General features: G+C 66.6%; 17 protein-coding genes. 8 read left to right on the top strand and 9 right to left on the bottom strand.

Features of this window, described 5'->3' with window-relative positions; all coding sequences use genetic code 11:
- Nucleotides 1-312 (bottom strand): hypothetical protein (locus tag ABIR74_RS12555; RefSeq protein WP_348178636.1); only part of this gene is annotated, 312 nt, incomplete at its 3' end.
- A gap of 301 nt (nt 313-613) precedes the next feature.
- On the opposite strand from ABIR74_RS12555, the gene ABIR74_RS12560 reads away from it, so the two are divergent.
- Entirely contained in the window at nt 614-3,805 is a 3,192-nt protein-coding gene (locus ABIR74_RS12560) for an adenylate/guanylate cyclase domain-containing protein (protein WP_348178638.1), read from the top strand.
- A gap of 421 nt (nt 3,806-4,226) precedes the next feature.
- Here the strand turns inward: ABIR74_RS12560 and ABIR74_RS12565 are convergent, their stop codons facing one another.
- Nucleotides 4,227-4,820 (bottom strand): hypothetical protein, encoded by a 594-nt coding sequence (locus tag ABIR74_RS12565; RefSeq protein ID WP_348178640.1) that lies wholly within the window; start codon nt 4,818-4,820, stop codon nt 4,227-4,229.
- Nucleotides 4,821-5,131: 311 nt separating this feature from the next.
- Here ABIR74_RS12565 and ABIR74_RS12570 point away from each other — a divergent pair, with 311 nt between their 5' ends.
- Nucleotides 5,132-5,779, top strand: a complete 648-nt coding sequence (locus ABIR74_RS12570) for an HAD family phosphatase (protein WP_348178642.1) — start codon at nt 5,132-5,134, stop codon at nt 5,777-5,779.
- A 175-nt stretch (nt 5,780-5,954) separates the two neighbouring features.
- Nucleotides 5,955-6,659, top strand: coding sequence for a glycerophosphodiester phosphodiesterase (locus ABIR74_RS12575; protein WP_348178644.1), 705 nt, complete (start codon nt 5,955-5,957; stop codon nt 6,657-6,659).
- Here ABIR74_RS12575 and ABIR74_RS12580 read toward each other — a convergent pair.
- The 4 genes from ABIR74_RS12580 to ABIR74_RS12595 are packed head-to-tail and all read right to left on the bottom strand — an operon-like array spanning nt 6,607 to nt 10,608.
- On the bottom strand, nt 6,607-7,710 hold the full coding sequence (locus tag ABIR74_RS12580) for an ABC transporter ATP-binding protein (RefSeq protein WP_348178646.1): 1,104 nt from the start codon (nt 7,708-7,710) through the stop codon (nt 6,607-6,609). The genes ABIR74_RS12575 and ABIR74_RS12580 overlap by 53 nt on opposite strands.
- Before the next feature lie 3 nt (nt 7,711-7,713).
- Nucleotides 7,714-8,511 (bottom strand): ABC transporter permease subunit, encoded by a 798-nt coding sequence (locus tag ABIR74_RS12585; protein ID WP_348178648.1) that lies wholly within the window; start codon nt 8,509-8,511, stop codon nt 7,714-7,716.
- Nucleotides 8,508-9,407: an ABC transporter permease subunit gene (locus ABIR74_RS12590; RefSeq protein WP_348178650.1), complete on the bottom strand. Its 900-nt coding sequence runs from the start codon at nt 9,405-9,407 to the stop codon at nt 8,508-8,510. Before ABIR74_RS12590 ends, ABIR74_RS12585 begins: the two co-directional genes overlap by 4 nt.
- Before the next feature lie 10 nt (nt 9,408-9,417).
- Nucleotides 9,418-10,608, bottom strand: coding sequence for an extracellular solute-binding protein (locus tag ABIR74_RS12595; protein ID WP_348178652.1), 1,191 nt, complete (start codon nt 10,606-10,608; stop codon nt 9,418-9,420).
- 240 nt (nt 10,609-10,848) lie between these two features.
- Between ABIR74_RS12595 and ABIR74_RS12600 the strand changes: the two genes are divergently transcribed.
- Nucleotides 10,849-11,532 carry a hypothetical protein gene (locus ABIR74_RS12600; protein WP_348178654.1) on the top strand — a complete coding sequence of 228 codons (684 nt, stop codon included), beginning with the start codon at nt 10,849-10,851 and terminating at the stop codon, nt 11,530-11,532.
- Between the two features lie 564 nt (nt 11,533-12,096).
- On the opposite strand, the gene ABIR74_RS12605 is transcribed toward ABIR74_RS12600, so the two are convergent.
- The 3 genes from ABIR74_RS12605 to ABIR74_RS12615 all read right to left on the bottom strand — a co-directional run bounded on the left by ABIR74_RS12605 (nt 12,097) and on the right by ABIR74_RS12615 (nt 15,884).
- Complete coding sequence (locus ABIR74_RS12605; RefSeq protein ID WP_348178656.1) at nt 12,097-12,513, bottom strand: hypothetical protein; 417 nt, start codon at nt 12,511-12,513, stop codon at nt 12,097-12,099.
- Nucleotides 12,514-13,077: 564 nt separating this feature from the next.
- A complete protein-coding gene (locus tag ABIR74_RS12610; RefSeq protein WP_348178658.1) occupies nt 13,078-13,860 on the bottom strand; it encodes a response regulator transcription factor in 783 nt (260 codons plus the stop codon).
- The gene (locus ABIR74_RS12615; protein ID WP_348178660.1) at nt 13,857-15,884 is read right to left on the bottom strand and encodes a sensor histidine kinase; all 2,028 of its coding nucleotides are present in this window, start codon (nt 15,882-15,884) and stop codon (nt 13,857-13,859) included. Before ABIR74_RS12615 ends, ABIR74_RS12610 begins: the two co-directional genes overlap by 4 nt.
- 170 nt (nt 15,885-16,054) lie before the next feature.
- On the opposite strand from ABIR74_RS12615, the gene ABIR74_RS12620 reads away from it, so the two are divergent.
- From ABIR74_RS12620 to ABIR74_RS12635, 4 genes are all read left to right on the top strand, one after another.
- Nucleotides 16,055-16,327 (top strand): hypothetical protein, encoded by a 273-nt coding sequence (locus ABIR74_RS12620; RefSeq protein WP_348178662.1) that lies wholly within the window; start codon nt 16,055-16,057, stop codon nt 16,325-16,327.
- 245 nt (nt 16,328-16,572) lie between these two features.
- The gene (locus tag ABIR74_RS12625) at nt 16,573-17,037 is read left to right on the top strand and encodes a hypothetical protein (protein WP_348178664.1); all 465 of its coding nucleotides are present in this window, start codon (nt 16,573-16,575) and stop codon (nt 17,035-17,037) included.
- Between the two features lie 207 nt (nt 17,038-17,244).
- Nucleotides 17,245-20,769: an AAA family ATPase gene (locus tag ABIR74_RS12630; protein WP_348178666.1), complete on the top strand. Its 3,525-nt coding sequence runs from the start codon at nt 17,245-17,247 to the stop codon at nt 20,767-20,769.
- A gap of 167 nt (nt 20,770-20,936) precedes the next feature.
- The gene (locus ABIR74_RS12635; RefSeq protein ID WP_348178668.1) at nt 20,937-21,230 is read left to right on the top strand and encodes a DUF4242 domain-containing protein; all 294 of its coding nucleotides are present in this window, start codon (nt 20,937-20,939) and stop codon (nt 21,228-21,230) included.
- Nucleotides 21,231-21,421: the final 191 nt, after the last annotated feature.

A 21,421-nucleotide genomic window follows, 5' to 3' on the forward strand; every position in this document is an offset into this window, starting at 1 on the left:
AGAAGGCCCACGCCGACGAGGCCAAGAGAGGAATCGGCACCCACGCGTTGCGCGCGGACGTGACGGCAGAAGGAGCGCTGCTTGTCGGAGCCTCGTCACGTGCGGCAGCAGCATGGTATCGCCGAACTCAGGGTCGACGGCCCGGAGGGCCTCACCCGGCTGTCGGGTCACCTCCCCCGGCGCGGGTCGAGCGTTTGCGGCCAACGCCACCTTCACCGATGTCCGGAGGTCTCGCCGAAAGCGCTTGTTGCGGCGATGTGGATTTCGTGTGCCCATTGGCCCGTCGTCCGGCCCGACGAAGGCGTCGCTCACATCTCGAGCGGAAGCTTCTCGAGCAAACGCGTGACGGGATCGAGCGCCGGGCTGCACGCGATGGAATGTGTCGAGGGCTGAGCCCGTCGCACGGCGGCTGCGGCAAGATGCCGCTCGCAGACGTACCCGTAGGATCGACGTACGAACGCTCGAGCACAGCTCGAACCGACCACTGTGCTCGGGCAAGGGCTACGCGGCAGGCTCGGAAAGCCGCTTCGAGGGTCAGGGCTCGAATCCCGCCGCCTCAACCTCCTCGCGGCGTCTGTTTGCAACGCCGGTGCGTGCAAGCGACAATCGCAGCGTGGCGTTTTGCCCGAATTGCGGCCAGCCTGTTCCTACGGGTGCTCGCTTCTGCTCGAGTTGCGCGAGTCCGATTTCCCAGCCGGCTCGGTCGAGCGAAGAGCGGAAACTTGCGACCGTGCTGTTCGCGGACCTCGTGGGTTCTACGGAGCTCGCCAGTTCCCAGGATCCGGAGCGAACGCGTTCCTTACTCAATCGGTTCTACGACGCCATGGCGGCGGAGATCGCCGACGCCGGCGGAACGGTAGAGAAGTTCGTCGGCGACGCCGTCATGGCGGCGTTCGGCGCGCCCGCAGCGCAGGAGGATCACGCGGAGCGCGCGCTCCACGCAGCGCTCTCGATGCAGCGTCGGCTGGAGGAGATGTTCGGCGGCGCGCTCTCGCTGCGAATCGGCGTGAATACGGGCGACGTCGTGGTGGGGCAGCCGCGCGAGGGCAGCTCATTCGTCACCGGCGACGCGGTCAACGTCGCGGCGCGGCTCGAGCAGGCCGCCGAGCCGGGCGAGATCCTCGTCGGCAAGCGCACGGCTGCGGCGGTGGGCGGCGCGTTCGAGCTCGGCGAGCCGTCGACCGTCGCAGCTAAGGGAAAGGCCGGCGGAGTCGCCTGTCGCCGGCTCATCAGAGCGCTATCGCTGATGAGGCCGCGAGGCGTGGGCGGGCTGCACCACTCCTTCGTCGGCCGCGAGCCGGAGCTCGAGGCGCTTCAGGACGCGTACGGTCGGGCTGTCGAGGGACGGAAGCCCCGGCTCGTCACGATCATGGGTGATGCCGGAATCGGGAAGACGGCGTTGATCCGGGAGTTTTGGGAGTGGCTGAACTCGCAGTCGCCCGAACCGCGCCGGCGCACGGGACGCTGCCCGTCGTATGGCAGAGGGATCACGTTAATGCCGCTCGGTGAGATCGTTCGCGAGCACTTCGGTCTGCTCGAGAGCGACGCACCCGACACCGTGCGGCGTCGGCTTGGCGATCGCGCGATCCTCGGCCTGACGCTCGGGCTGGAGGCACCGACAGACCTCCATCCGCTTGCTGCGCGCGACCGGCTGCGCCAGGCGTGGGTTGCGTTTCTTGAGGAGCTCGTCGCCGAGCAACCTGCCGTCGTGCTGGTCGAGGACCTGCACTGGGCAGATGAGGCACTCCTCGACCTCCTCGAAGCGGGACTGCACGACGTCCGCGGTCCAATGCTGCTGCTTGCAACCGCGCGGCCCGAACTCGTTCACAGCCGGCCGCAGTGGGGTGGGGGTGCGCGCGGTCGCGACGGCGACACGCTCTGGCTGGAGGCGCTCTCCCCGTCGGACACCGCCCGCATGATCGACGAGCTGATTCCCGCAGCGTTGCCGGTGCCGGTTCGCGCCGTCGTCGTCGAGCGAGCCGAGGGTAATCCGTTCTTCGTCGAGGAGCTCGTCCAGACGCTGATCGACCAGGGCGTGCTCGAGCGGCGCGACGGCAGCTGGACCGCCCACGAACTCGCGGACGACTTCGTCGTTCCCGACACCGTGCAGGCGGTCCTCGCCGCGCGGATCGACCTGCTCGCACCGGCCGACAAAGCGGGGCTCCAGGCGGCCGCCGTGATCGGCCGGACGTTCTGGTCAGGTCCTGTCTACGAGCTGCTCGATGACCTCGAGCCGGACCTTCGCCTGCTCGAGGAGCGCGACTTCATCCGCCACCGCTCGGGCTCCTCACTCGCCGGGGAGCGCGAGTTCGTGATCAAGCACGCACTCACTCGTGAGGTCGCATACGGAACCCTGCCTACGGCGAAGCGCGCCCGCCTCCACGCGCGTTTCGCGACCTGGCTCGAGCGGGTGGGAGAAGGTCGAGACGAACACGCGGCCCTGCTCGCCCACCATTACGCGGAGGCCGTGCGACCGAAAGACGTCGACCTTGCGTGGCCGGGGGACGACGAGGAGCTCGGACGACTACGCACGCGGGCTGTCACATGGCTCCGCCGCGCCTCCGACCTGGCTGTTGGCCGCTACGAAATCGAAGATGCCGTCTCCCTGCTGAAGCGCGCGATCGAGCTCGAGACGAGCCCGACCGCGCAGGTCGAGATTTGGGCGGAGATCGGCCACGCGAATGTTCTCTACTTCGACGGCGAGGCGTTCTCGTCGGCGATGCAGCGGGCGATCGAGCTGGCGGACGACGACCTGACCACTGCGGATCTCTATTCAGAGCTTGCGTTCCAGACGCTCGTGCGGTGGGGAATGTGGGGCGTCGCGCCGGAGGCCGACCTCGTCGAGGGCTGGATCAGACGAGCGCTCGAGCTTGCGAGGCCCGGCAGCGCGGCACGTGCGAAGGCGCTTATCGCTCGCTGCTACTCCGACGACGACAAGTCCCCCGAGCTCGCGAGTGAGGCGAGCGGAATCGCCGAACAACTGGGCGATCCGGCCGTCCGCTCCTACGGCTACGACGTGCGCGGCCTTAGCGCGTTCGCTGCGGGCAACTACGCCGAGGCGACTGAGTGGAACCGCCGGCGACTTTCGCTCGTCGACGAGATCCAAGACCCGGATCACCAGGCAGACATCTACTTGATGGCGGTCGCTCCCGCCGTCGCCGGCGGACATTTCGACGAAGCCCGCCGCTACACCGTTTCCCACGCGGAGGTCACGCACCGGCTCTCGCCCCATCATCGGCTGCATGGCGTCTCGGCGATCCTGGAACTCGAGGAGCTCCTCGGCGACTGGAACGCTGCGAGCGGGCTCCAGCAACGGGTGGAAGACGCCGTGGCCGCGAACGTCGCGACTCCCTGCGTGCGAAATCAGCGCTCCCTGTTGGTTTGCGCGCTCGCTCGTGCGTACCTCGGCGACGACGAAGAGGCGCGTCGCCTCGAGCGAGGGGCTGAGGCGTACGCAATGACCGGCCACGGAACCGTGCTCTACACACCGCGTGTGCAGCTCGCCCTGCACCGTGACGACCTTGCTGCCGTCGAGTTGCTGGTCCGCGAGCCTCGCGTGCGCCGATCGAGCTGGCGTCTCAGCTCAATGGCGACACACCTGGACGGGCTCGCGGCTCTCGGCGACCGGAAGCGGGTTGAGGACGAGGCGAGCCGGCTGCTCCAGCCGAACACCTATCTCGAGCCCTTCGCGCTCCGCGCCCTCGGCCTCGTGCGCGAGGACGCGAGCCTCATCGAGCGCGCGGCGGACCGGTTCGAGGCGTTCGGCCTCAACTGGCACGCCGCGCAGACGCGGACGCGCCTCTAGTCGGTTCAGTAGTCCTGGACGAATTCGAGCCGGCTCGGCCAAGCAGCCTCGCAGCCGAGTCTCACAGCCGCTCCTTTGGAGGATTCGCACGAGAGAGGGGGCGCTGGGTTCTCGGTCATAGCTCGTCATCATCTCCGTTAGTCGGACGGCGACGTGCTCGCCTTTGCGGTCGAGGCCTCGCTCGAAGCCCTTGGCATCATCCCGAGTGGCGGCCAGATACGACGCCGCGCCGAGAGAGTCGGCCGAGAAGTTCGCGGAGAAGCTTCCCAAAGCAGAAGCAACCAGATGGCCCGAAGACGGGGAACCTCCTGGGACGGATAGGAATCCCTCCGCAGCGGGTCGCTCTGGGAGCGGGCTTGGAGCCCCTCAGGGATCCACCGGGGCCAGTGGTGGGTCCGGTGCCACGCCGCAGTGTCCGGTCTCAGCGGTACCGGGGATCGGTCGGATGACGGTCGATCAGATCGGGGTATCCGTCGCTGTCGTAATCCGGGCCTCTCCAGACGGCGCGCCCCGTCTTTCCGGCCAGCCACTCGACCAAGCCGAGCGCCCCGCTGCGCTGTGGTGCCCCGCCGATTGTTCCGAGCGACGTCTCGGGTGCCTTCGGAATCCACGCCCAACGGTCGTATGCCCCATCCTCGTCATCGTCGAAGAACGCAATGTCGAAGCCCTCATGCTGATCGGTGTCGGCCAGCCAGTACTCCCAGCGTCGATCCTCGTCCATGTCGAAGGTGAGCGACTCCAGAAAGGTGTCCGCCCCGACCGAGTTCCAGAGTCGCGTATCCCATCGACAGTCGTTGTCGATGTCGTACCGCACATCCTCCGCGTAGCCGTTGAAGTTGCCGTCCATCGTGGCGGCATCCCAGCACTGGTCACCGTCCAGTTGCAGGTACTTCCAGGTCGCCGCCGTGTCCGCAGCCGATGCGGAACCTGCTCCCGGAAGAACCGCGGTCGCCGTAAGAGCCGCTGCAAGAGCACACCACAAGCACAGAGCGGCCAACTGCCGACGGTTCCCCATCCGAGAGAGTCTACGCCACTCCCAGGTGGTGCTCCACAGAAATCGAAGGCGACTCTCAACGACTGGAAGCCGCTGATAGCGGAGTATCGGAGCTCCCGCCCCGCGAGCGCCGCGATTGCAAGGACCGGAACCAAGCAGGGCTGGTTCTCGAAAGTCGGACGATTCGCAAGATCCTCAACGTCGCCGCAATGAGATTCGCGTTCGAGTCACAATACTCGTCGGCACAGCAATTCTTCCGAGCGTCGGCAGCCGATCGGCACCGCGCGAGTTGCGCCGGGGAATTACTCGGGCCGAGTAGGGTTCCGGGCCGGATGGGAACTGTGCGCGCACTCCTCTTCGATTTCAACGGGACCCTCTCGCACGACGAGCCGCTGCTGCTCGCGATCTACCAGCAGCTCTTCGCACGGCACGGCCGGCCGATCACGAGCGAGCAATACTTCGAACGGTTCGCAGGGCTCCCGGATGAGTCGATCGTGGGCGGCTGGCTGGGAGTGGACGGCCCGCTGCTCGCCTCGCTGGTCGCGGATCGGGTCGCGACCTACGGCGCAAGAGCCGCCGACGGGTCGACCGTGCCCGGGGCCATCCGGGATGCCGTCCGCCACGCCGCCGATCGCGTTCCGGTCGCGGTCGTCTCGGCTGCCTACAGAGCAGAGATCGAGCCCGTCGTCGCTGCGGCCGGCCTGCGCTCCGCCCTGACGACGATCGTCGCTGCCGACGACGTCGAGCGCGAGAAGCCCGATCCGGCGTGTTACCTCCTCGCCCTCGAGCGGCTCGGCCTGACGGGACCGGCCGCGGTCGCCTTCGAGGACACCGAAGCCGGGGTCGCTGCGGCAAAGGCGGCCGGGATCCGCTGCATCGCGGTTCGCGGCACGATGCGCGACGCCCGGCTCGTCGCGGCCGACGAGATCGTCGATGCCATCGACATCGACCTCGTCGATCGCCTGCTCGCGGAGGTCTAGTGGCGGTGCCCCGCCCGATCGGTCAGGAGAGCCAGCCCACGGACTTCCCCTCGGCCGGCGTAGTCGCCGAGCTGGAGCTTTTCGACGCACAAGTAGTCGGTGCGCTGCTGCACCGGGGCGGCGCCAGATACGAACCGACGATGAGCGCCACCGAGAGGGCGCGAAGGCGCAAGGAGTGGCGCGACGCCCTGCCCCGGGCGCGCGCCGGCTGATGACTTGGGTGATCGCCCATCGGGGCGCGTCCTCCGAGGTGAAGGAGAACACCCTGTCTGCGTTCGAGCGCGCGATCGAGCTCGGCGCCGACTTTGTCGAGTTCGACATACAGGCAGCAAGTGACGGCGGCCTCGTCGTCTTCCACGACCTCCGACTCGACCGGCTGACGCCCTCGAGCGGCCCCCTCCGGCGACGCAGCCTGGCCGAGTTGCGCGAACTCGGCATCCCGACCCTCGAGGAGGTGCTCGAGCTGACGGCGGGAAGGATCGGCGTCATGGCGGAGCTCAAGAGCCCGTGGCTCTACCGCCGCCACGAAATCGTACGCCGCACGGTCGAGCTGCTTCGGCCCGACGCTGTCGTCGTCTCGTTCTCGCGCGGCGCGATCCTCGAGACGCGGCGCCTGCGCCCCGCGCTGCGGACGGTGCAGCACGTCGGTCGCGGGACGTCCATCCGTGCCGCCGCCGGCTTCGCCTGGGCGGCAGGGTTCGACGATGCCAGGGTGACGCGCGGCACCATCGAGAAGGCCACGGCCCTCGATTTGAAGACGCTCGTCTACACGGTCAACGACATGTCACGCGTCGTTGAACTGGAGTCGCTCGGCGTCGATGGGGTGTTTACGGATTGTCCGGGTCGAGCACGGGCAGCTCTGGCTGATCGGCCAGGCTGAGCAGCCGCGGGCTGTCGGACGGAAAGCTGGCGACGACCCTCGTCCCCACGGCAAGCGCCGACGCGTGGCTCGTCGAGACGTCCGCCGTGAGCGTGCGATCGCCGCCGCCGTCCGCGACCCGCACCCGCGAGGTCGAGCCGAGGAACGTGTTCGCGACGACCTCGCCCGCGATCGTGCCCTCGACCGCTGCCCCGTTCGCGGGCACGACCGTGACCGTCTCGGGGCGGACGAGACAGAGCACCCGCTCGCCCCGCGGCAGCCCCCGGGCGGCATCGACCCGAAGCGGGAGCCCGGCGTAGTCGATCGTCCCATTGTCACCGACCGTCGCGACGAGGCGGTTCATGGTGCCGATGAACTCGGCTACGAAGGGGGTCGACGGGCTGCCGTACATCTCGGCCGGTGGGCCGATCTGCTCGATCTTGCCGCCGTACATGACCGCGACCCGGTCGGAGATCGAGAGCGCCTCCTCCTGGTCGTGCGTGACGTAGATCGTCGTGATGCCGAGCTCGAGCTGGATTCGTCGGATCTCCTCGCGCAGCTGCACGCGCACCTTCGCGTCGAGGGCCGACAGTGGCTCGTCGAGGAGCAGGAGCCGCGGCTCGATCGCAAGCGCGCGGGCGAGGGCAACCCGTTGCTGCATCCCGCCGGAGAGCTGGTGGGGGTAGCGCCCGGCCGCCTGAGCCAGACCGACGAGGTCGAGGAGTTCGAGGGCCCGCTTGTTGCGAGCAGCGCCGTTGTGCTTCCGGACGCGCAGGCCGAACTCGACGTTGCGCACGGCGGTCATGTTCGGGAACAGGCTGTACGCCTGAAACACCATCCCGATGTCACGCTTGTTCGGCGGCACCTCCGTGACGTCCCTCCCGTCGATCACGACCCGCCCCGAGGTCGGCCGGTCGAAGCCGGCAACGAGGCGCAGCGCGGTCGTCTTGCCGCAGCCCGACGGGCCGAGCAACGATACGAACTCGCCCGTGGCGATGTCGAGATCGATCCCGGCAAGGGCGACAACGTCTCCGAACCGGCGGTGCAACAGCTTCAGCTCGACATCGGCCATGACCTATTTCTCTCCCTCTGTGATCGGCGCCGTTCGTCCCCTGCCGACGGCGAGGAGCGCGAGCATCGCGGCCCACGTGATCGCGAACGCGATGATCGTCACCGCGCCCGCCGGGTACGCCTTGTTCTGGTTGATGTACTGAACGAACACCGAGAAGGTGTTGAACTGGGCCAGGCTGGCGATCGTGTACTCGCCCATTACGATCGCGAGCGTCAAGAACGACCCGGCGAGGGCAGCCGCCTTGATGTTCGGCAGAATCACACGCCACAGCGTCGTCGGCCAGCCCGCGCCGAGGCTTTGCGATGCCTCGGTCAGGGTGTGGACGTCGATCGAGCGGAACCCTGTGTCGAGCGAGAAGTACATGAAGGGAAACGCGAGGATGACGTAGGCCGTCGCGAGGAACCCGTACGGGCTCGCGTAGAACCACTCCGGCGAGCCGCGATAGATGTCGAGCAACCCGACGACGAGGATGATCGGCGCCACAACGAAGGGAACGAGAGCGAGGAAGCCGATCAGTGGTCGCAGGCGCGGCACCTTGAGGTGAACCCAGTAGACCGTCGGCACGAGCAGGGCCAGCGTGATCGCGATCGTCTCGAGCGCGACAACGAAGCTGAGCCGGATCGTCTTCCAGAAGGTCGGGTCGTGAAGGATGTAGCTGAAGTTCGCGAGCGTGCAACACTTCCCGGTTTGATCATCCCGCAGACTGAAGAGAAGCGTGGCCGCGAGCGGGATGAAGAAGTAGGCAACGCCGACGAGGAGCCAGACCACTGCGCCCGGAGCGATCCGACGACGCGGCTTCATCGCATCCACCGCGAGGAGAGCTTCTGCAGCGGGATGTAGGCCAGCATCATCAGCCCGAGGACGACGAACATCCCGAACGACAGCGCCTGCCCGAGATGCGGATTGTCGAGAACGTCACCGGAGAGGAAGAACCCGATCACGATCGGCACGAGGCCGATGCTGCCGCCCGTCAGGCCGTAGGCCGTGGCGTAGGCCGCGAACGCGTTACCGAACAGCAGCACCATCGCGCTGAGCAGCGACGGCATCAAGATGGGAACTCCGATATGCCGCCAGAACTGGAACGCGCTCGCGCCGAGACCCGAAGCGGCCTCGCGCCACTCCCGCCGGAGTCCGTCGATCGCCGGTGCGATGACGAGGATCATCAGCGGGATCTGGAAGTACAGGTAGACGATCTCGATCCCGGTCTTCGTGAACAGCGAGAAGCCGTGGTCGTACGGGTTGATCCCGAGCGTCTCGGTCATGAAGGTCGTGACCACACCGAGCACGCCAAGCGTGGCGATGAAGGCGAAGGCGAGCGGGATCCCCGCGAAGTTCGCAGCGACGCCGGAGAAGGTGGTCAGCGAGCCCCGGATCCACTTCGGCGTCCCCTCGCGAAGCGCCGAGTAGGCGATCATGAGCCCGAGCAGCCCGCCGAGCAGCGCCGTCACGAGACTCACCTCGATGCTGTTCTTGAACGCGGTCCGGTACGGCTCTTCGAAGAGGGTCGCAACGTTGTCGAGCGTCCAGCCGCCGTTCGGCGACCGGAAGGCACCGATGAGGACGTTCGCGGCGGGCAGGAGCAGGAAGGCCGTCGCGTAGGCAAGGAACGGCAGCACCCCGAGCCAGGCGAAGGACGGCCTTCGTCTCTCCCGGCCCGCTGGAGCGGGCCGGGAGAGGTCGTGCTTGGAAGGCGTCATACTCAGAGGGCTACGAGCCGACCTTCTTGGGCCACTCCGTGGTGATCGTCGCCCGGGCCTTGGAGTTCTGCGTCACGCTTGCGAACTTGACCTTCGAGTACGCAGCTGCGCTCGGCAGCGCCTTGATCAGCGCGTTCGGAACGACCTTGCGGGCCACCATGTCCGTGAACAACGCCGGATGCGAGAACCCCTTCAGCCAGAGCAGCTGGCCCTGGTCGGAGTAGAGGAACTCCTGCCAGAGCCGGGCCGCCCACGGGTGGGGAGCCGTAGCGTTGATCGCCTGGCAGTAGTGGGCGCCGTAGACCGCATCCGATGGGATCACCGTCTGGATCTTCGAGGCCGGGAAGTTCTTGCCGTAGGCGATGTTGAGGTAGTCCCAGTCGATCGTGATCGGGGTCTGACCCGATGCGATCGTCTGCGGCGTCGCCTGCACCGGCAGGAAGTTACCGACGCTCTTCAGCTGCGCGAAGAAGTCGATTCCTGGCTGGATGTTGGAGAGACCGCCGCCGTTCGCGATGGACGCCGAGAAGACGCCGGCCACCGCTGATCCCGACGAGAGCGGGCTGCCGTTGAGGGCAACCTTGTTCTTGTACTCGGGCTTCAGGAGGTCTTTCCAGCTCTTCGGAGGGTTGCTGATCACGGCACGGTTGATCCCGAAGGACACGACGCCCCAGTAGTCACCGACCCAGAAGCCGCGCCCGTCCTTCATCGCCCGCGGAACCTTGCGGAAGTTCGTCGTGTAGTACTTGGCGTAGAGGCCTTCGTTCGCCCCGACCTGCGCCTGGGATGCGCTGACGTCGAGGACGTCGGGCGCTCGCGAGTCGCCCTTGAGCGAGCGAACGGCCTGGTTCTCCTGGGCCGAGCTCGCGTCGGGGTTGTCGCTCGTGATCGGGATCCCGTACTTCTTCGAGAACGTCGAGATGATCTCGCCGTAGTTCGCCCAGTCGGGTGGCAGGGCGATCACATTGAGGCGGCCCTCCTTTTTCGCCTCCTTGATGATGTCGGACACCTTCGCCAGACGGCCGATCGTCGGCGGATCTGCGAGCGCCTTCTGCCGGGCGGCCAGAGCGGCCGGCGACAGCGACATCACGGTGAGCCCAGCGCCTGCCACGAGACCCCGCTTCAGCAGCCGGCGGCGATCCAGCTTCTCCTCTTCGAGCCTGCGCAGGAACTCGTACTCCTGCTCCTGAAAGTCTTCCATCGACCCTCCCGTTCTCCTAGGTGTGAAACTCGATCATGGACCTCGAGTCCCCGGCCCGCATCCTTCGTTCACCACTCCGACACTTTCTCATGACCAGACGCCAAAGTAAACCGGGTCGATAACGAACTCCTGGCAGTCGCACGATCACTTGCGCTGTGGGCTGTTCCAGATGTCACGGCTCTGCGAAGGTGGGAACGCAACTTGTACGATGGACTGAGGGTGTCGACCAGCCTACGTAGCGTGGAGCGCCTGTCCGTTCTACAGGCGGCTCATTCCGTGCTCTGCGAGCGCCGGAGACGCTTGCACCAGTCGATCGACTCGCTGGAACTGGCCGCATCGGAGATGCCGGACGTTGTAGCAAGCCTCGAGGCGTACAAGGAGAACGAGCGCCGGCTTTCGCGTGAGCGCCAAGAGCTGTACAGCGAGATCGGCGAGCTGATCCGCGCAATCGCGAATGCCAACGAAGACCCACGCGAACCGCTGACCACGGCACCGACGCTTGCGCCTGTCCACGATCAGGTCGCTGAGGCTGTTCTCGCAGACTACGCAGAGTTGCTGGGTCGCGGCGTGTGTGTCCCTGCGTGCGCCAGTGGCCACTACGAACTCAACGCGGACGAGAAAGCCTGGATTGACGCCCTCGAGAAGCAGGCGGCGATCGACGGAATCCGCATCACGCATACGTGGGAGGCTCACTCTGGGAGCTGGCGACTCATCGTCACGATCGCGCCGCCCCGCCACGACCGGAAATATGGCGTGCCCAAGCCGCATTCGGATCCGCTCTGGCGACAGCGCTTCGAGCGCGAATGGGGCCAACGGCTGAAGAACGCGCGTCGACGAGTCGCCGCCGAACGCCACGAGCACATGCGCCCGCAGCAAAGCGGTTTCTCAGGGCGTGCACCCCGCACCCGAGGTCTAGACGCCTGAAATGAACGGCTCCCGGCGTTCCGGGTTCGACATATGGCGTCGTTTCTGTTCTGCGATCAGGAGCAGGGTCGCTGCGAACCTGGAGTAGCGCTCCTGCGAATCTGGATCAGAGCTCCGGCTAATCCGGGTCTCCCTCGTTCAGGGAGGCACCGGCTACGAGACCCGAGGAAGCGCTGAAGACTCGCCTGCGCCCGTCCCGGTGGGAACCGACGAGCACCTCCCCGCGCAAGAAGTGCCAAACGCCTCCCGAGCATGCACGCCCCGGCGGGACGTCCCTACTTCTCGCCTTCGACTGGGTGGGGTGGTCACCACGGGTCGTACGTGGATCCCGGGGAGAAGAGCGATCGCAGAGCTGCTCTGATCCAGTTCTTCAGTTTCTCTAGCGTCGCGGCCATCCGAGTGCTCCCTTAATTGGTGGGTACAGCGGTGGCGGCGATGCTGAACGGAACGGTGGCCTTACGGGACTTGGCCCTGCTTGCGGGCCGTCTCCCGTAATGACTAGCTTGCAGCAGGATCGGGGACGGAGGAAGAGTGACTCTCTCTCCGTCCCCTTTGCGTGATCCGTTAGGTCTTGGCGGGATGTGCGACCACTCGCACCGCGGTGAGCGCGGGGATCGCGTCGAGGGCGAGGTCTGCCTTGCAAACCCTGGCACGCACGTTCACGCGGTCACCGATCATCAGGTCGGCGGCGTCATGCGAGTCGCCGCGAACGATCTTCGTATCGGTTGTCAGCAGCACCGTCACCGGCTGCGCCGCGGCACGGTAGGCCCGAGCGAAGCGGTTACCGCCCGTCACGGTGAGAGTGACGGAGTCAGCCGTTCCGTTTACCGTGAGGGCGCCCTTTAGGATGACCGAGATCTTCGGCTTGCACGCGGTGCCCGTCGGGGACGGCTTGCCCTTGCCAGCGGGCGGAGCCGCGACAGCGGCCGAGACGGCCAGCAACGCAATCGCACCCGTCAGACCAAACATCTTGAGCAACATCAGCTTCTCCTTCTCTTGGGGGGTTCACAGGAGAAGACGCTCCTCGACCCCATTGCTTGCGCATTCCCCGGAAACCTCACCCGGACGAGGGACACAGAACCCCCTTTCGCGGGGGCGGCGCCGCCACTGACGAACCACGGCAGCAGTGCCCGTTTGCTTCTGAATGAGCAACAAGCAGCTTGAATAAACCCATCGTTAGGACAGGGGTGGTCGGGTATCACTCCTTCGGCGACGGACCGTGGACACCCTGGTAGAGCCCTGGATGAGTGCCAGGCGAAGCCAGTGCGATCCGCTCCACGCCTCGACCCCCGCCCCGTCAGCTCGTGCGCCGGTGACCGTGCACCGCCGCCGACTGCGGCATCAAGATCTTCGTGACGACGGGGTCTGCAACATCCCAGAGCGCGCTGACCGGGACGGCCCAGATCTTCTCCGTGAGCGCCTTCGTCTCCGCCCCGGTGTTGACGCGGAATCAACTCCACCACGGGTTGCTTTCCTTCTGCTAATCCGGAATAGAGTCCTTGCGAATCCGGAGTAGCGCCACTGCGAACCTGGATCTCATGCGTCTCAAGAGGCCTGGCGACCGGGCGAGCGAGCGGTGAGACTATCCTTCAGGAGTGGTTCTGACGCGGGTCCCGTTCGTTTCAGGAGTCCCTCGGCGTCACTGATCTCTACGTCGCCTGCTCCGCTTCCGGACAAAGAAAGGCCCAGGCCTGCGTCGCGCGCGAGGAGTCCGGCTTGGGCTCGGTCGGCGACGTGGAGTTTTGTGAAGATGGCGGATACGTAGTTTCGAACCGTTTTCTGGCTTAGGAAGAGCTGCGTGGCGATCTCGGCATTGGTTCGATGCTGCGCGAGCAGTTGCAGGATCTCGAGCTCCCGACTCGTGAGTTGTGGGAAGGCGAGATTCGGGTCGGCAGCGGTCGGGACGGTCAGGAAGTGCTGGAGGCGATTGGCGATACCCGGGCCGAAGATCGCTTCGCCGTTCGCAACGGAGCGGATCGCCCGGAGCGTTTCGTCCTGCGCTGCGCCTTTGAGCTGGTACCCGCGTGCACCCGCGCGGATTGCGGCGAAGACCGCGTCGTCGTCGTCTTGCATCGTCATCACGAGGACGCAAGCTGACTCGGTTTGGTCGGTAATGCGACGTGTCGCCTCGATCCCGTTCAGGCCGGGCATGTTGATGTCCATGACGACGACGTCGGGGTCGAGAGCGAGAGCTGCGGTAACGGCCTCCTCGCCCGTTTCCGCCTCACCCACGACCTCGGTATCCCCGACCGAGTCGAGGAGAGCCCGCAGGCCGGCCCGGAAGAGCGGGTGGTCGTCGGCGATCAGAATGCGGATTGGATCGCTCATCCGACGGCAGCCTCCGTCGCGAGCCGGGGGAGAGATGCCACCACGAGCGTTCCTCCGCCTGTCCTGACCCCGATCTCGCAGGTGCCGCCGACCTCGGCCGCGCGTTCCCTCATCGAGTGGAGTCCTATTCCCGTTGACCCATTCGAGAGCCCTGCTCCGTTGTCTGCGATCTCGAGTCGCAGGATCGTTGACTCGACGGCGAGGCGAACGCTGCAGGAGCGAGCGCGAGCGTGGCGCTTGACGTTCGTCAGCGCTTCCTGGGCAATCCAGTATGCGGCGACCTCAACGGCGGCAGGCAGCGGCGGGATTGATGCCGGTGTGTTCACGTTGACCGCCGTTGTCGCCGTCGTCTCTTGCGCCGCGAGCCCGCGGAGGGAGGCTGCGAGGCCGAGCTGGTCGAGCGTGGGCGGACGGAGGCCGTAGATCAGACGACGGACGTCTCCGATCATCGTCTGCACCTGCGCGGTCGCCGAGACGAGCAGGGCATCCGCGCGCTCGGCATCTGAGCCGGTGAGGTTGCGTACCGCCTCGAGCGTGAACGTCAGCCCGGCGAGGGCAGGCCCAAGCCCGTCATGCAGATCTCGGCGGATGCGCCTCCGCTCCTCCTCACGTAGCTGGACGATGCGCTGGCGGGCCAGCTGTAGCTCTCTCGAGAGTCCTAGCGCGTGGGCGGCAGCGGCAACCTGCGGTGCGAGATCCGAGATCAAGCGGTGGTCGCGCTCCCGAAGCCGCTCTCCCGGTCGGGGTGCGAACCGGAGCTCTCCGAGCACCGCGCCCTGATGAATGAGCGGAACGGTCAGCGAGTCCGCGCCGCTGATCCCGTACTCAGCGGCGATCTCGAACAGCCCCGTGTTGTTGCCAGCGTCGAGTGCGACCCCGACGTAGCTCAGCGCGAGCGTCTCGCCGATCGTCTCCACGATGTTCGCGAGAACGCCGTCGAGTTGAAGCGAGCTCGCCAGCGTTCGACTGAGCTTCGCGATCGCGGTGTAGGGATCGTCGCGTTCGCCGTACATGAGCCGGTTGACGAACCGCTGCACTCGTTGACGCACAGGTTGAAAGCAGACAGCCACTAGGCCCGTCACGAACGCGGAGAGGAGGAAGTCACCGCGAGAGGAGAGCACCGACCCGACCAACGCCACGACGGCGATGTAGCCGGCAACGATGCCGACGGTCATCAGCCCGTAGACGAGTGAACGGTTGATGACGAGATCGATCTCGTAGAGCCGGTACTTGAGGATCGCGACGGCAATACCAATCGGGAGCGCAAGGAAGGCGATCGCCGGCAGCAGTTCGGCTCCCGGGACGACACCCCACAACAACGATCCGACGAGGAACAGCGGTACGGCGACGCCGAGTGATAGGCCTACCCACCGCAACTGGAGTCGCTCCTCATCAGTGGAGCGCCGAAACCGAACAATGAAGGCAGAAAGTGATGCTAGGAGGCCGCCGGCGAGCAGGATTGCACCCGTGATTCCCGCCGCGGCCACCGGGACGCCGCCCACGCGGGCAAGCGGGTTCTCGATCGGTGTTCCAGCATGGAGATCGAACGTGGGAGAGGCCGAGACCGCGATCGAACCGAGCACAGTGCCTGCGAGAACCGCCGCCGCCACCGGCCACCAGCGACGGGACGCGAGGTGACCGTCAGGCATCAGAAGCAGCAGAGCAGCCGGCGGTAAAGCCAGCCCAGGTAGCCACCACCAGTTATCAAGCCAAGCGGCAGCCAGTCCGCCCGGAAGTGAACCGGGATCGACGATCAGGGCTTCGTACGCATACGCAAAGGCAAGACCACCGAGCGCTCCCCAGAAGGCTGTGACTGCGAGCACCCATGAAATCCGATGTTCGGGCAGTCGCGTCGTCAACACCACTCCAATCACCCCGAGGGCCGCGCTGATCGTTGGGTAGACGACCGTGTCGTAGTGGCCCGCGTGCAATTCCAATGCGACCGCAACCCCGAGAAGAGCCGTAGTCGACGCGAACAGCCCGCGGCCAATCTTGACCCGTCGCTCAGCATGAACACTCGACATCAGGCGAGCGTAGACGCTACGACATCGAGGCGACAGTGACCGACCCCGATTCGTGACGCCCTTTGGGACACATTCAGGACTCTGCCCTCTAGTAGCGGGACGCACGGCGCGCATAGCGTCGTCAGCGACCGGCGCATGTAGCCGACCCGCGAATATAGAAGGAGTTCGACATGAGTGATGTTGCAATGACACGATCAGGAACCGGACACGGGCGAGCCGCGCTTGCACTCGGGACGGTGGCGCTATTGCTGTTCGTTGGCGGTGGCTTCGCCGTGGGCGGGATCTTCTGGCTCCTCGGCTCAGTCGCCGGGGTCATCGCGATCATCGTTGGTGTCGTTGCCCGACGCCAGGGCGGCGGAACCGAGGCCATCGTTGGAGTCATCCTTGGCGCGATCCCCGCACTCTGGTTCGCGAGCTACATGATCGTCGCGGCCTTCGACTGATGCCCGCCTCAGGTGCCACCGCGCGAGCTCTCGAGAACGAACCGGACCTTGGCGCGACACCGCACGCGGGAGAATGGAGCGCCCTGGTTACGGATCGGTTCGATCGCTTCCTCCCCTTCGCCGGAGTCCTGGCGGGATTGTTGTTCTTCATCGCTCTGCTGCTGCTTTGGAACGACCCGAGCAGCGAGACCGGTCCAGCTGCAACATTCTCGTACTGGCAGAACGATCGTGGCCAGCACCAAATCGTGGCTCTCTTGGTGGCACCATTGATCGCGTTCCTGCTTCTCTTCTTCGGGGCGGGCCTGCGACGACGACTCGCGCAGGGCAGCGGCGATGCCGGTCACGGTCTGGTCGCGTTCGCGGGCGCATTGCTGGGCGCAGTGACATTCGCGTTGGTCGGGATGCTCGAAGCGGCAATGACGAACTCCGCGCACGAGGGGCAGCGGGACGCGGTCTACACGCTCAACCAACTCCACTCCTACGACTGGCTAGGGTGGAACGCTGCCTTCGCTGCCATGCTGCTCGCGACCGGACTTGGCGCTCGCCGGAACGGAATGCTGCCGACACCACTTTCCTGGCTGACGATCGTCATCGGAGCATCACTCCTAACACCAATAGGGTTCTTCGGCTTCATCCTCGTGCCAGTCTGGCTGATCGCAGTTGGCCTCTGGCTCAGCCTGACCCTTGATCCCCGGTCTGCTCCAGTTTGATCCGCACTGGTTGTCGTGGAGGTCTCGAGCCCGGCTCTGTCCTGGGGATGGGAGAGCATCCTGTTATGGCCAGACCGAGGAAGTATCCAGAGGAGCTGCGCGAACGCGCTGTCCCGGCAGCCTGGAGACGCCCGTCGGGACCGTAAACGTGGGCGAGCGTTAGCGTCAGCATTCCTTCGGGTCTCGCCCACGTGAGAGACTGAGCGTGTGACCGCGATCGCCTGTCCCTCCTGCAATGCCGAGAACGAGCTGGGCCGGAAGTTCTGCGGCGAATGTGGCAGCGCGCTCGCGCGTGCGTGCCCGGCGTGCGGGGCGGCGAACTCGCCGGCAGTGAAGTTCTGCGGCGAGTGCGGGACAGCTCTCGCGGCTCAGAGCCACGTCGACTCAACGCCGGGGGTCACCAACGCTCCCGTTGCCGAGCGACGCCTCGTGAGCGTGTTGTTCGCCGACCTCGTCGGCTTCACGACTGTGTCCGAAGGCCGTGACGCCGAGGACATCCGCGAGCTCCTGAGCCGCTACTTCGACACCTCCCGCACGATCATCGAGCGCTACGGCGGCACGGTGGAGAAATTCATCGGCGACGCTGTCATGGCCGTCTGGGGCGCGCCGATCGCAAACGAGGACGACGCAGAGCGCGCGGTGCGGGCCGCCCTCGAGCTCGTCGCGGCGATCCCTCCTCTCCACCCGGCGTTGCGGGCACGGGCGGGAGTTCTCACGGGCGAGGCCGCGGTCACCGTCGGGGCCACCAACGAGGGCATCATCGCCGGAGATCTTGTCAATACGGCAAGTCGCGTCCAGTCGGCCGCCGAGCCCGGGACGGTGCTCGCCGGGGAAAGCACCAAGCGGGCAACGGAGGCCGCAGTCGCGTACGCCGATGCCGGTCTGCACGACGTGAAGGGCAAGGCGGAGCCGCTGCACCTTTGGCGTGCGGTGCGAGTGGTCGCGGCGCGAAAGGGCGAGGGCCGTTCCGTCGCCCTCGAAGCGCCGTTCGTCGGACGTGACCGCGAGCTGCGGATCGTCAAGGACATTTTCCATGCTTGCGCAAAGGACGTCCGGGCGAGCCTCGTCACTGTGATCGGTGTCGCGGGAATCGGCAAGTCGCGACTTGCGTGGGAGTTCGAGAAGTACATCGACGGGCTTGCTTCGGACGTCTGGTGGCATCGCGGCCGCTGTCTCTCTTACGGAGAGGGGGTGGCGTACTGGGCACTTGCCGAGATGGTGCGTGGCCGCGCGGGCATAAGCGAGGACGAGGACGAGTCCGAGGCACTCGCGAAGCTCCATGAATCGGTGCGTGAACACCTCAAGGACACAGACGAGCGAGCGTGGGTCGAGCCTCGCCTGCAGCAACTCCTCGGGCTCATCGAGCGTACGGGCTCTGAGCGCAACGATCTCTTCTCGGCCTGGCGGCTGTTCTTCGAACGGCTCTCCGATTCGGGACCTGTGGTGTTCGTCTTTGAGGATCTCCACTGGGCAGATTCCGGCCTGATCGAGTTCATCGAGCACCTGCTCGAGTGGTCGCGGAGCAGTCCGATCTTCGTGCTTGCGCTCTCCCGACCGGAGCTGCACGACCGCCACCCCGGCTTCGGCAGCCGCGTCCGCAGCGGCACCACGCTCGCCCTCGACCCGCTTGCGGACGAGGCGATGGACGCGCTCCTGACCGGACTCGTACCGGGACTCCCGTCCGACGTGCGGCTCGCGATCCGCGGCCACGCAGACGGCATCCCGCTCTACGCCGTCGAGACCGTCCGCATGCTGCTCGACCGAGGCCTCCTCGCGCGCGAGGGCGACGCATACGTGGTGGAGGGCGATCTCGAGGCCCTCGCCGTGCCTGAGACGCTGCACGCGCTGATCGCAGCGCGGCTCGACGGGCTCGAACCCGCAGAGCGCCAGCTCCTCGAGCGGGCGGCGGTGCTTGGCAAGACGTTCTCGGCCCGCGGCCTTTCGCGCCTCTCCCAAGAGCCCGCGGACGACGTCGAGCGTATCCTGACGGCGCTCGTCCGTAAGGAAGTCCTCTCGCTCGACGCCGACCCCCGCTCGCCCGAACGCGGCCAGTACGGCTTCCTGCAGGCGCTCGTGCAGCGGGTCGCGTACGACACGCTCTCACGCCACGACCGCCGCCTGCTCCACCTCGCCGCCGCAGACCACCTCGCCGAAGACGCCGGCATCGATCCCGACGAGATCGCCGAGGTCATCGCTGCCCACCTCCGCGATGCAGACGCCGCCGATCCGGCAGCGACGGACGCGGCGGAAATCCGCACCCGAGCGCGGAGCTGGCTCGTCCGCGCGGGAGAACGCGCCGCCGCCCTGGCAGCACCGACCGACGCTCGGAGAGCGTTCGACGAGGCTGTCGGCCTGGCCGACGACGGAGGAGAGCGCGCGGCTCTGCTGGAGCGCGCCGGCGAGCTCGCCTTCGACTCCGACGAGATGGAGCTCGCGGTCGAACGGCTCTGGCAGGCCGTGACGGCATTCGAGAGTGAGGCACGGACGCACGATGCGGCCCGGGTAAGGGCAAGGATCAGCCTCGCCCTCTGGAACCTCGGTCGCACGGATGAAGCCGCCCCTCTCGTCGAGGAGGCGTTTGCGGTGCTGGCGAAGGACGAGCCGGACGCCGACGTTGCCTGGGTCGCGGCCGAGGCAGCGCGCATCGCGTGGTTCCGCGGCGACCGCGAGGCTGCGCTCGAGCGGGTCGACCTCGCCCTCGACGTGGCAGAGGCGCAGGGTCTTCCGCGCGTCCTCGCCGAGGCGCTGAACACGAAGGCGATGGTGATGTCCCACCATCCGCACGAATGGCGTGCGCTGCTCCGTGAGGCGCTCGAAGTGGCCCTAGAGCACGGCCTCACGAACTCTGCTCTGCGCGCCTACAACAACCTGACGATCGCGCTCTCGCTCAGTGGCCGCGAGGAAGAGGCGGACGCCCTCACGCTGGAGGCATTCGATCTTGCGCGACGCCGCGGGACTGTGACCTTCACGACGTGGTTCGCAGGCGCCCGGGTTGGCGTGCTCTACCACGAGGGCGCGTGGGACGAGGCCCTCGCACTGGCCGACGAGTTCATTCCTGAGCTGCCGGCGAGCCAGGGAAACGCCGCTCTGTCGCGGTGTACGCTCGCACACATTGCCCTCGACCGTGAACAAGCGGGAGCGGCGAAAGAGCATCTCGCGCTCGTCGCACCCGGCATGTCGGCGTCGACCGACCGGCAGCAGCAGGCGATCCTCGTCTACCGCGACTCCCTCTCGGCTCGAGCCGACGGCCGCCAGAACGAGCTTGCAGACCTGGCAGAGCGAAGGATCAAGCTCGGCCTAGAGCTCGGCTACGACGAGAGCGCGGCTTGGGCTCTCGGGCATACTTTGGATCACAGTCCGGCGACGCCCACGACCGACGCCCTGCTCGCTCCCCTGCTCCACGAGATCGATACGCGGTCGACGTCTCATCGCACCCAGACGGTCGACGGCGAGCTCGACCGCGTCCGGGGGACGCTAGCATCCCGGTCAGGCAACCACGACGCCGCGATCGACGCGTTCGCGCGTGCTCTCGGCCACGCGCGCTCCCGGGGGAGAGCGCGGCTCCTGGCGTCGGTGCTCGCCTCCTACGCGGAAGCGCTCGTAGCCGCAGAGCGAGCGGACGAGGCGGAGCCATTGATCGCCGAGGCTCTCTCCCTCTACAGCACAATGGGAGCGACGGTCTACATCGCACGCCTCAAAGCCCTCGACCCGTCGCACGCACTACCTGCCTGAGCACTCGGGGACAGCACCTCCAAACATGCGCCCCGCCGCGTTGTCAATCAATCGACAGCCGAAACCTGGGTGCCCGCAGGCGCCGCTCCAGCGGTGCCAGGAGGTCTGTGTGTTGTGTTTCCCGATGCAACGTGCGAGGGTGAGTGCCAACCGACGGAAGGAACCCGATGAACCTCTACGCGATCATACGCCGCGACGGCTGGGTCAGTGGTGGCGATCTGCAGGAAGCAGCCGCTCGGTCGACCGCCGTTGGCGACAACGAGATGTCGACGGACATTCGCTGGATCCGAAGTTACGTCCTCTCGGAGGAATCAGGAGGTCTCGGGACAGTGTGCATCTACGAGGCCTCGAGCCCCGAGGCGATTCGTGATCACGCCACACGCGCTGATCTCCCTATCACCGAGATCATCCCGGTCGCTGACACCGTGATCGTGCGGCCAGACCCTGCAGCCGTCGCGTAGCGGTTAACACCGAGACACCGTCGGGGGACACTCGCGAACGCTGGCGCAGGTGACGCACTCCGAGGACGGCGGATTCACAACGCACAGGCATGCGCGGCTTGGGCGGCTACTGACCCTCAATCGCAGAGGTCTCGCTCGTACACGTACATGAGCGGGCCCTCGGCGCCGCCCACTCGGTTTGTGAATCCGAG

The organism is Gaiella sp., assembly GCF_039915195.1.
Lineage (GTDB): Bacteria > Actinomycetota > Thermoleophilia > Gaiellales > Gaiellaceae > Gaiella.